This is a genomic window from Desulfobacterales bacterium (assembly GCA_021647905.1).
Classification (GTDB): Bacteria; Desulfobacterota; Desulfobulbia; order Desulfobulbales; family BM004; genus JAKITW01.
Genome location: JAKITW010000085.1, coordinates 1 through 11,281 on the forward strand (window position 1 = coordinate 1; position 11,281 = coordinate 11,281).

The 11,281-nt window shown below is 57.8% G+C and carries 10 protein-coding genes; 9 read left to right on the forward strand and 1 reads right to left on the reverse strand.

Going from position 1 to position 11,281, the window contains the following annotated elements; translation table 11 throughout:
• Nucleotides 1-343: 343 nt before the first annotated feature.
• From L3J03_11085 to L3J03_11120, 8 genes are all read left to right on the forward strand, one after another.
• Entirely contained in the window at nucleotides 344-1,993 is a 1,650-nt protein-coding gene (locus L3J03_11085) for a hypothetical protein (protein MCF6291522.1), read from the forward strand.
• 211 nt (nucleotides 1,994-2,204) lie between these two features.
• Nucleotides 2,205-2,483, forward strand: coding sequence for an AbrB/MazE/SpoVT family DNA-binding domain-containing protein (locus tag L3J03_11090; GenBank protein MCF6291523.1), 279 nt, complete (start codon nucleotides 2,205-2,207; stop codon nucleotides 2,481-2,483).
• Nucleotides 2,484-2,489: 6 nt separating this feature from the next.
• Nucleotides 2,490-2,888 carry a type II toxin-antitoxin system VapC family toxin gene (locus L3J03_11095; protein ID MCF6291524.1) on the forward strand — a complete coding sequence of 133 codons (399 nt, stop codon included), beginning with the start codon at nucleotides 2,490-2,492 and terminating at the stop codon, nucleotides 2,886-2,888.
• Between the two features lie 311 nt (nucleotides 2,889-3,199).
• The gene (gene trpB / locus L3J03_11100) at nucleotides 3,200-4,435 is read left to right on the forward strand and encodes a tryptophan synthase subunit beta (protein ID MCF6291525.1); all 1,236 of its coding nucleotides are present in this window, start codon (nucleotides 3,200-3,202) and stop codon (nucleotides 4,433-4,435) included.
• Nucleotides 4,422-5,201, forward strand: coding sequence for a tryptophan synthase subunit alpha (gene trpA / locus L3J03_11105; GenBank protein MCF6291526.1), 780 nt, complete (start codon nucleotides 4,422-4,424; stop codon nucleotides 5,199-5,201). The genes trpB and trpA overlap by 14 nt, the downstream gene beginning before the upstream one ends.
• A gap of 193 nt (nucleotides 5,202-5,394) precedes the next feature.
• A complete protein-coding gene (locus L3J03_11110) occupies nucleotides 5,395-5,850 on the forward strand; it encodes a hypothetical protein (GenBank protein ID MCF6291527.1) in 456 nt (151 codons plus the stop codon).
• Nucleotides 5,847-8,207, forward strand: coding sequence for a PAS domain S-box protein (locus L3J03_11115; GenBank protein ID MCF6291528.1), 2,361 nt, complete (start codon nucleotides 5,847-5,849; stop codon nucleotides 8,205-8,207). Before L3J03_11110 ends, L3J03_11115 begins: the two co-directional genes overlap by 4 nt.
• A gap of 102 nt (nucleotides 8,208-8,309) precedes the next feature.
• On the forward strand, nucleotides 8,310-9,251 hold the full coding sequence (locus L3J03_11120) for an NAD-dependent epimerase/dehydratase family protein (GenBank protein ID MCF6291529.1): 942 nt from the start codon (nucleotides 8,310-8,312) through the stop codon (nucleotides 9,249-9,251).
• Between the two features lie 80 nt (nucleotides 9,252-9,331).
• On the opposite strand, the gene L3J03_11125 is transcribed toward L3J03_11120, so the two are convergent.
• Entirely contained in the window at nucleotides 9,332-10,429 is a 1,098-nt protein-coding gene (locus L3J03_11125; GenBank protein ID MCF6291530.1) for an aminoglycoside phosphotransferase family protein, read from the reverse strand.
• Nucleotides 10,430-10,662: 233 nt separating this feature from the next.
• On the opposite strand from L3J03_11125, the gene L3J03_11130 reads away from it, so the two are divergent.
• Nucleotides 10,663-10,953: a hypothetical protein gene (locus tag L3J03_11130; protein MCF6291531.1), complete on the forward strand. Its 291-nt coding sequence runs from the start codon at nucleotides 10,663-10,665 to the stop codon at nucleotides 10,951-10,953.
• The last annotated feature ends 328 nt before the right edge of the window (nucleotides 10,954-11,281 follow it).

Below are 11,281 nucleotides of genomic sequence, written 5' to 3' on the forward strand. Positions count from 1 at the left end.
CATACTGGTGCTATTCGAGCAGGCCAGGTAAGCGAGGCACGAGCCTCCGAAATGGGCGAAGATGAGGTGCTGGTGAACGCTTACCTCAATGGAGCGGCCGTTGGTAGAAGAAGACCCCTTTCCCGACAGGAGGGGGGGACTGAATGTTTACGGCAGCGGTAAGGCGGTTGGTAGGTAAAAACCAGTAGTGTGCCAATGGATCCTTTGGTGTTTTTCGATTTTGTTCGTTGTCTGTGGCTACACCGCAAGGGATGGAGCGGGGTGTGATCTTGCCAAATTAGAAGAAATTGCATAAATATGAAGCCCTGTCCAATAAAATCGAACCAGGGATAACAAGACAGTCATGAAACTTCGAACCTGTGTCACCCCGGACCGGGGGTTTGTCTTTGGTATTCACAAGCCAGCCTATACGGTGGCCAATCTGCGCGGCAATGACGCGATTGAACCATTGGGCCTGCTTGCTGACGGGCGGGTTCATGACAATCGCGCCAATTTCCCGGCCCGGGCAGTGGACGAGCCGGCCGCGGACTGGGTATACGAGATTGCCAATGTTTTTCCCTTCCGGGGCGCCACCTATATCGGCCGGGCCTGGGCTGATCGCGCTGCCGCGGATATCGGCGCCATCGGTCTGCCGGCCCCCCCCTCGGTCTCCATGCACCAGGCCCTGCGGGGCGGGTTGGAGGATGAAAACCGGACCGGGGCTATCTTCGCCCGGCTGCCGGAACCGGTGCTGCTCGCCCTGGCCGCCACCTCCACCGATCCCGAGGATCTGGTCGCCCTGGCCCGTCTCTGCTGTGAGTTTATCGATGATCCGCAGGAGCCGGGCCGGCCGGCCGGGCTGCGGTTCAAGCCCGACGCCCGGGGCCGGATCCGGCCGGTGATCCGCAGCCATGATCTGTTCGAAACCCTGGCCAACAACCCCCATCTCCCGGATGGCTACAAGGAGGTGATGGTACTCAGGCCAGGGGCCCAGGGGGGGAGCGAGATCGTCGGCGAATGGCCGGGGTCGCGCAGCCATGTCTTTGAGTACCTGCGCCGCAACAGTTATATCCCCTGGGGCCATTATGCGGCCAACATGGCCAATGACGCGGTGCGCTACCGGATGGCGGAACTGGGCCGGGAAGATATCACCGGCCTGCGCCATCTCTATTACCAGCGCACCTATGTCCGGCTCGGTACCATGCTCGGGATCGAGTTGCCCGGGACCGGCCGGCCCCTGGCCCCGGATGAGTTGGAAACGCTCCGGCAGGAGGTCATGGCAGCCCTGGCGGCCCGGGACCGGGACTTGCCGTTTACCGCCACCCTCTGGGGCTGGAATTTCGGTTTTGATTTTGCGCCCAGCGGCTACCGGCTCCATGCCTCGCACCAGCAGATCCATCAGCAGTACGCCCTGGTTTCGGCAACGGTTCCTGTTTATGACGCCAGGGGCCGGCAAACGGGCGCGATTCCGTCCTACGGCTGCGGTGACCTGGTGGCGGATTTCATTGATGACTATCGCCGGGAGCATGACAGTGATTTTTTCAGCGACTACCTGCGGGCCATCCGCGGCAACCGGCGCATGGACAATGATCCCGGCCGGGAGCGGAGCCTGATTGTCTTTGAGGACGACCAGGTGATTCTTTTCGTGCCCAAGGCCCAGACCTCGCAGTGGGAGCTGCAACTGATGACCAAGGCCCCGGTGGGCAACATCCTTGAGGCCGGCCGGGCAATGCGCGATTCCCTTGATTACGGGCTGTTGCTGGCCCAGCAGGCGCTTGCCGCGCTGGGCGCCCGGCTGGTGACCAGTATCGAATATCCCAAGCGATTCAATGCCGGCGATACCGGCCAGCGCCTCCTCTATTCCCTGCTGCCCAGGCTGCCCCAATCGCCCGGCGCCTTTTCCGAGGCCCAGCTCCGTTTCATCATCGGCCATTATCCAGAGGATTTCGCTGCCGCCTGCCGGACTCGGCTGGCCGCCCTTGATTGCGGTCAGAGCGGATGGGGAACCACATGAAATTAGGCGTTTCTTTGGTGAACGGTTATAATTTTGTCGGTCTCGCGACAACCCGCTCGACGGACGTGATTCGTCTTGTAACTTGTTGATTTTATTGGGTGGCATTTGAAGCCTTTCGGGTTGTTACGAGTTCATCAATTTTGTTTATTGACACCTCGCCCTATTTGCCTTACTCTATTGTAAGATACAGCAAAAAAGTAAGGAGGATTATATGGCGCTGGCAACACTCACCACAAAGGGACAAGTTACTATCCCTAAAAAAATCAGAGAAGCCTTGAAATTGCATGCCGGTGACAAAATCGACATCATTGTTACGGAAAACAGAGAAGCTATAATCAAGCCTGTCTCCAGAAAAGTAGATGACCTCTTTTGCAAATTGCATAAACCAGGTAGAAAAGCCGTGTCTCTCGAAGCTATGGACGATGCAGTCAGAAACAGAATGAAGATAAGACGTAACCCAGATAAACTGGAAAAGAAATTAAGGTCTTAGGGATAAGTGAAGGGGATAGATACAAACTTGTTGGTTCGTTTTTTGGTGGGCGACAATGAACACCAGACCAAGAAAGTTTATAATATATTTAAAAAAGCTGAATCATCAAAACAGGAGTTATTTGTACCACTACTCATCGTGCTTGAATTGATCTGGGTTTTAGAATCAGCCTACGAAATCCCAAGAAATGAAATTTTAGATTCAATCAGCGAGCTTTTGTTAATGCCTATTTTAAAATTTGAGCAGCAGTCAACCTTGCAACAGTTCACGATTGCCGCTCAAGGGAACAGGTATGATCTTTCAGATTTATTAATTGCTCATTCCGCCAAATTCCATGGTTGCGACGCTGTACTTACTTTCGACAAAAAAGCATCAAAATTCAGTTTATTTGAGATGGCGGAATGACGGAGGACTGAAGACAGAGGGCAGAAGACAGAGGACGGAGGACAGAAAAAATAGTGGACAGTGGACAGTGAACGGTGAACGGTGAAAAAAATATGGAGCAGTGATCATGGTCCGGATATAATATTTTTCTGACTTCTGACTTCTGACTTCTGACTTCTGACTTCTGACTTCTGACTTCTGACTTCTGACTTCTGACTTGCACCCTGCACCCTGCACCCTGCACCCTGCACCCTGCACCTTGAACCCTGCACTCAGAAGCAGGTGCATGGTGCCAAATTGAGCGATTTTAGAGATTGCAGATCATGGACATAATGGACATAAAAGAAGGGTATTACGGACAATGGGGCGGGGCCTTTACCCCGGAGGTGCTGCATTCGACCTTTGCCGAATTAAAGGCCGCCTTTAAAAAGGCCAAGGAGGACCCGGCCTTCTGGCAGGAATACGTGAACCTGATGTCCAGCTATTCCTGCCGGCCCACCCCGCTCACCGCGGCGGAGAACTTGAGTGGTCTTTTCGGCGGGGCCAGGATCTTTATCAAGCGCGAGGACCTGAACCATACCGGGGCTCACAAGGCCAACAACGTCATTGGCCAGGGGCTCCTGGTCAAGAGAATGGGCAAGAAACGGGTGATCGCCGAGACCGGGGCCGGGCAGCACGGGGTGGCCACCGCCACCATGGCCGCCAAGTTCGGTTTTGACTGCACCATCTATATGGGCGAAGAGGATGTGCGCCGGCAGCGGCCCAATGTCTTCTGGATGGAGAAACTCGGGGCCACGGTGGTGCCGGTGACCGACGGCTCCCGCACCCTGAAGGACGCGATCAACGAGGCCTTCCGCGACTGGGTCGGCAGTATGGACGACACCCATTATGTGATGGGCACGGTGTGCGGGCCCCATCCCTTTCCGGAAATGGTGGCCTGGTTCCAGTCGATTATCGGCATCGAGGCCCGGGCCCAGATCCTTGACCGCACCGGCGGACTGCCGGCCGCGGTTTACGCCTGCGTGGGCGGCGGTTCCAATGCCATGGGCATCTTTCAGGGCTTTCTCAACGATCCGGAGGTGGAGCTTGTCGGGGTGGAGGCCGGCGGCAGGGGGCTGGACAGTGGCGAACACGCCAGCCGCCTGGCGGGCCGGGATGCCTCCCCGGGCGTGGCCCAGGGATATAAGACCATGTTCCTGCAGAACGCCGACGGCCAGATGAGGGATACCCATTCAGTGGCCGCCGGGCTCGACTATATCGGGGTGTCGCCGATGCTGACCGACCTCTGGGAAAAGGGGCGGGTCCGTTTTGCCGCGGCCACTGATGCCGAGGTGATGGATACCCTGGATCTGACCATGCGGCGGGAGGGGATTATCCCGGCCCTGGAGTCGGCCCATGGTTTTGTCCAGGCCTTTAAAGAGGCGCCGGGCCTATCCCCTGACGATTCGATCATCATCAATATGTCCGGCCGGGGCGACAAGGATATCTTTACCATTGCCCACGCCTTTAATGATCCGTCCTGGAAGGAATTTATCATTGCCAGAGGAAAAGAATATGCAGCTGAATGATCAGCCCTTGACCAGGACCCTGCGAGCAGCGCTTGCTTCTAAAAAGATTCTGTTGATGACCCACCTGGTCCTGGGCTATCCCTCCTTTGCGGTCAACCGGGAGGTGGTCCGCCGGATGGTGACCGCTGGCGTGGATCTGATCGAGCTGCAGATCCCCTTTTCCGAGCCGGTGGCCGACGGGCCGATGATCTTGAAGGCCAACCAGGAATCGATCAGCTCCGGGGTCACGGTGGCCGGGTGTCTGGAGTTTGCCGCCGAGGTTATCGCGGCGCACGGGATCCCCTTCCTGTTCATGACCTATTACAATATCCTGTTCAAGTACGGGGTGGAGGACTTTGTCTCCCTGGCCAGGGAGATCGGGATCAAGGGCTTCATTGTTCCGGACCTGCCCCCGGAAGAGGGCAAGGAGTTTCTTGAGATCACCCGGGCCGCCGGCCTGGCCCCGATCCAGATCTTTGCCCCCACCTCCACCCCGGAACGGATGCGCTACCTGGCCGGGCATGGCGACGGTTTTATCTACTGCGTGGCCCGGCGCGGGGTCACCGGCAGTAAAACCGACTTCGATACCGACTTCGCCGATTACATGGTCCGCTGCCGGGCCGCCACCGACCTGCCCCTGGCCGTGGGGTTCGGCATCCGCAACCGGGATGATGTTGCTTCTCTTGTTGGCCGTGCCGATATCGCGGTGATCGGCACCGAGACCATCCGCCTGGTGGACAGCCGGGGACCCGGGGCCGTGGAGGAGTTTATCGCCGGCCTGCGTTAGGGTTTGCCGGCAGGTCTTTATCCGGTTTGTTCACACCCAGCCATGCGTGACAATATCTATTGTACATAGTAGGATGCCAGGCTGGTGCCCGGCCGAACTCCCCGCCGATACCCCTGGGACCGTGTTAAAGGCCAATGGCTCCCTAAACAACGGAAGATATCTTTTTTTCAGGTGTCACAGTGGCGAGACGAGTATGAAGATATCGCGCAGGCCGATACCCTGGATCCAGATCCTTGTCCTTACCCTGGTGTTGGGCGGTGCATGGACCTCCCCGGCCTGGGCCGTGCAGGGTCATGGCGGCATTGAGGGGCTGGTCTCCCATGAGATCGGCCATCTCCTCTTTGTCATCGGCATGGGCTATCTGCTCTTCCGGCTCTATCGGATTCCGCCCACCGGACCCGGCTGGTTTGAGTTCAAATGGTTTCTCTGGCTTATACTCCTCTGGAACTGTCTGACCTTTACCGGACATTGGCTGCATGAAATCGTTGATCCTGCTCATTTCATTACCTCAGCGGGCCGTACCGTTGCTTTCCTCATCAGCAGCCCGGCTGACCTTGTGCTTTATCTCAGTCAGTTGGATCACCTGCTGCTGGTGCCTTCTTTCCTTTTCCTGCTCCTGGCCCTGAAAAAATGGAGGCGGTTTTCGTGACTGTTTCCTGGGGTCCGGTCATAGCCATTGATATTGCCGGCTCGATCATCATCCTGGTGATCGCTCTCTGGTGCGCCTGTCTTGCCAGGGAATGGAAGCTGGACAAGCCGGAAGACACCTTCAGGCATTATATCTTCCTCCTCACCATGGCAATCGTCTTCTTTGCCATCTCCCGTTCCTTCGGCCACCTGGTCAAACAGGTCCTGTTGTTCTATGACCAGGGCCGGATCTGGGAACATATTTCTCCCTTCAGCGGGGCGATCAACACTGCTACCTTTATTGTTATCTTTGCCTTCAGCACCTATTTCCATCGAGTCCGGAAGGTGCACCGGAAGATGGAGCAATATCGGAATAATCTCGAATCCCTGGTCACGGAACGAACCGCTGACCTGGAAGCCATCAACGATATTCTTGAAAAGGAAATCGTGGAACGGCGGCAGGTGGAAGAGGAACTCCGGCAATCAAAGGCCACCCTGGAGAATGTTTTCAAGAACTCGAATCCCCTCTGTATCACCAGTATTGATCACGAGGTGCTGCGGGCCAATGATGCCTATTATGCACTCTGGCCCGAGGAGGAGGAAGAGGGGGTCCGGGCGGGCCCGAAAAAATGTTACCAGTCGCGGCCGGGCGCTCTCTGTCATACCGATCTTTGTCCCTTGACCCAGATTATGAACGGCGAAAAGATGGTGTCGGTTGAATCGACCAAGCTCGGGCGGGACGGCGAGCAGTTCTATTTTATCGTGACCGCCCGGCCCTTTCTCGACGCCGACGGCAACCTGCTCGGCATCGTTGAAAACTTCCAGGATATTACTGCCCGGAAGCGGGTCGAGGATGCCCTGGCCGCCGAGCGGGAACGGCTGGCCGTTACCCTGCGCAGCATCGGCGACGGGGTGATCACCACCGATACCGCGGGCAAGATCGTCCTGATCAATAAAATGGCCGAGGAACTTACCGGCTGGTCCCAGGCCGATGCCGTGGGCCGACAATTGCCCGAGGTGTTCAATATCCGCAACGGCAAGACCGGGGAACCCGTTGAAAACCCGATAACCAAGGTCCTGGCCAGTAACCGGATCATCGGCCTGGCCAAGCATACTATCCTCGTTGCCAGGGACGGCAGGGAAAGAAGCATTGCCGACAGCGGCGCCCCGATTCGAGACTTTCAGAGCCGGGTGGTCGGGGTGGTCCTGGTGTTCCGGGACATAACCAATACCCTGCGCATGGAGGAGGAACTGCTCAAGGTCAAGAAGCTGGAGTCGGTCGGGGTGCTGGCCGGTGGGATTGCCCATGATTTCAATAATATCCTGGTAGCGATTCTCGGCAATATCGATATGGCCGCCAGGCTTGCCAGGCCCGGAGACAAGGTCCATCAGCTGCTGATGGAAGCGGCCAAGGCCTCCCTCAGGGCCAAGGATCTGACCAAGCAGCTCCTGACCTTTTCCAAGGGCGGCGAGCCGGTCAAGGAGGCGGCCTCGATTCCGGAGGTTATCAAGGACTCGGCTGATTTTGTTCTGCATGGTGAAAAAATAGCCTGCCGATATGATATCCCGGATGATCTCTGGCTGGTTGAGATTGACAAGGGCCAGATGAGCCAGGTTATCCAGAACCTGATTTTAAATGCCAGGGACGCGATGCCGGAAGGCGGGATGATCCGGGTGGGATGTGAAAACCTTGAAAGCCTTGCCGGCGAAGAGGTGCCGTTGCCGGAGAATGAGAGGTATGTCAAGATAACGATCCAGGATAACGGCGCCGGGATCCCGGCGGATGTAATCGACAAGATCTTTGACCCCTATTTTTCCACCAAGCCAAAGGGCAGCGGCCTGGGCCTGGCCGTTGTCCATTCGATAATCAGCAAGCATAAGGGCTATGTTTCCGTGGATTCACGACCCGGAGAAGGGGCCGCCTTTGTCATCTATCTGCCGGCTTCCGCTGAAGAAGACCAGCCGGAAAAAGAGGTGGCGCCACCGCTGATCGAGGAGAAGGGAAAGATAAAGATCCTGGTAATGGATGATGAGGAAATAGTCAGGGACGCGGCGCTGAACATGCTCGAATATCTGGGATTTGATGTCGTGCTTGCCAGGGACGGGGCCGAAGCGGTCGCCATCTATCAGGAGGCCGAGGGGTCTGCCGAGCCTGTTGATCTGGTGATCATGGACCTGACCATTCCCGGGGGCATGGGGGGCCGGGAGGCTGTTGCCGAGATCCATAAGATTAATCCGGGGGCCAGGGTTGTCGTGTCCAGCGGTTATTCCAACGACCCGGTCCTGGCAAGCTATCAGGAGCATGGTTTCTGCGCGGCCATGGTCAAACCGTTCATGATCGATGACCTCAGGGAGATCATTGATCAGGCTTTATCGTAGTCAGGCGGGGAGGCGGAGCCGGAACAGCCGAAAGGGACAGCCCGGCGGCACGAGACGCCTTCCGGTTTATTTTATCACTTATTCCCGGGCAGAGGTTTCGCCATGAAGAAAATACTTGTCACCGGTGCCACCGGTCAGTTCGGCACCGCGTTGACCCAGGCATTGCGGGAGAGATACGGCACCGGTAAGGTGATAGCCGCCGGCCATAAAAGAAATCCGGCCCCCTGTCTTCTTAAGTCCGGTCCTTATCTCACCCTGGATGTCAGGGAGCGCAACCGGTTGATGAAAATTGTCAGGGAGTTCGGGATTGACACCATCTATCACCTCGCCGCCCTGCTTTCCGTCCGGGCCGAGGAGGATCCCGAACGGGCCTGGGATGTTAATGTCAACGGTCTCCGGAATGTACTGGAGGTTGCCCGGCACCGGTCATGCGCGGTGTTTCAACCAGGTTCAATCGGCGCATCCGGTCCGGCCGCCCCCCGGGACAAGATCCCCCAACTTACGAACCGGCGGCCGGCCACCATGTACGGGGTGACCAAGGTGACCGGGGAACTTCTCTGCAACTATTATTCCCACCGTTACCGGGTTAACGCCCGCGTGGTCAGGTTCCCCGGGCTCATCTCCCATGAGACCATGCCCGGCGGCGGGATTACCGATTATGCGGTGGAGATGTTTCTTGCGGCCCTTGCGGAGAAGGAATATACCTGTTTTCTGGCCCCTGACACCTTGCTTGATATGATGTACATGCCGGATGCGGTCCGGGCCGCCATTGCGGTCATGGAGGCCCGGCCGGAGGCGCTCGGCGACCGCAATGCCTTTAATGTCAGCGCCATGGCTTTTACCCCGGAAGAACTGGCAGCGGCAATCAGGGAACATGTCCCCGGGTTCAAGGTCAGCTACGAGGTGGATCCGGTGCGGCAGGCCATTGCCGATTCCTGGCCCAACCGGGTGGATGACGGCGCGGCCCCTGGCCAATGGGACTGGCAGCCGGAGTATGACCTGGAAACCACGACCCGGGAGATGCTGGAGAAACTGATCGTTTGAACGGCTTGACCGTTCAACAACACAAAAAAACATATCTGCCGCCGACCCACGGGTGATCGGCGGCCAGGCAAGATGCCTGCTCATCGCAGTTCCCGGATAATGGCGCGGATGGCCCCGGCCTGGGACTCGATACTGGCGAGGAGCCGGAACTGGACCAGGGCCCGGGCCAGGTTATGCTCCGGCCGGTCGGCCTTGAAGTAGACATTGCCTTCCAGATAGTCGGTAAAGAATCTCAGACCCAGTTCGAATGTGAGCAACCGGACGGCGTCATAGAGATACGAAAAATCGTTGTCCGTGAGCAACCGGCCGGCCATTGTAAAATAGCCTTGCAGGATGGCCCGGCACAGGTCGGGCTCAAAGCGGACCTGTTGCCATTGCCCGGGCCGCTCGCCCAGGGGATTGCAGCCCGAGCGCAGGCAGTCGCCGATATCATACTGGACCAGGCCCGGCTGGACCGTGTCCAGATCAATCAGGCTCACCACCCGGCCGGTGGTGTTGTCGATCATGAAGTTGTTTATCTTGGGATCGCCGTGGATCGGCCGCGGTTTCAGGAGTCCCCGGGCCTTGGCCTTTTCCAGGACATCGGCCCGGACCCTGGAGCGGTGTATACTATCAAGGCAGTAATTCACCTCCGGCGAGCCGGCCGGGTTTTGTGCCGCCAGGACCCGGTCATAGTGGTCCAGGTAGCCGGGGGTTATGTGAAACCCCGCCAGGGTATCGGTCAGCCGGCCAGGGGGAAGGTCGTTCAACAGGGCGTGGAACAGGCCCAGGCCATATCCGATCTCCCGGGCATGGGACTCGTCCCGGATGGTGTCAAAGGAGCGGGCATGGTTGATAAAGGTGAGCGCCCGCCAGCACGATCCGGCCTTGTCACGGAACAGATCGGCTCCGTTCCGGGTCCTAAGCACCCGCACCATCTCCCAGCGCCGGCCGGGCGGCAGGGGAGTTTGTGCCAATCGGTCCCGGACATGGGCGATACAGGTACGCAGGTTGTGCATCACCCCCTCCGGCCGGGGAAATACCCGGGGGTTGAGCTGCTGCAGGATAAAGTGTTTCTCCGCCACGGAATCCAGGGTCACCAGGAAGGTGGCGTTGATATTGCCGCTGCCGAATTCGCGGACCTGGCGGACCGTTTTTCCCGGGCTGAACTGTTCGGCAATGGTAAGGCAGTCGTTCATTCGGTGTGGTCTCCTTGCCGGGGATCATAGCGCATAACAGACATAAAAACGCGTTCTTTTGGTAACCACCCCCAGGGTAAACCCCGCCGGGGTCCGGGTTGCCTCCTGTCTGGCAGGCGCTTGCAGGGTGCCGGAGATGCGAGGCAGAGGTCTGTTCGCGGAAAAGGGAAGCAACCGAAGGGACGGTATGCGGACAGGCCGATGACCGGGCGGATTCGAGGAAAGGAAAGGTTATGGCAATGATGGTAATGGAAGAGTGTGACAGCTATGAAGGGTGCTTGAACGACCCCCTCCGGGATGTGGACATGGAAGAGCGGTGCCGGCAATGCGTCGAGTTTTCCGAGAAGTTGATCAACAACCCGGAGATAACCGATGAACCGGACGCTGATTTTTTTCTGGGCGATTATCCCGTGGTTATCCGGGTCGCCGGGGACATCGAGATCCGGACGGCCTCCGGCCCGGTTCATGCCTCGATTGAGGATATCGAAACCCTGCTGGGGCTGATGAAGGCTAAGAAGGGATAGGGAATCTTACCAGCCCTTTTCCATTGCCCGGGTCTCAGAAGCGGGGTCATCCCGGTGGGCTGTTCGATTCCAGTTGATAGAGTTTTATTTTTTCCCACAGGGTAATCATCGCGCCTTGGCGCAGCAGCACGGTGGCCCGTATTCTCAATTCGCAGCAGCCCCTTGTTCAGCAGGTCAAGATACCGGCGGCGCATTTCTTCGGTAAACATTCAGTAAACCCCCTCCTATCGGGAAAGGGGTCTTCTTCTACCAACGGCCGCTCCATTGAGAAGGGCCGGCTGTTCATAAACAGGCTATCAAGCAGGAACTCGCTTCGCCGCGGCGGCGA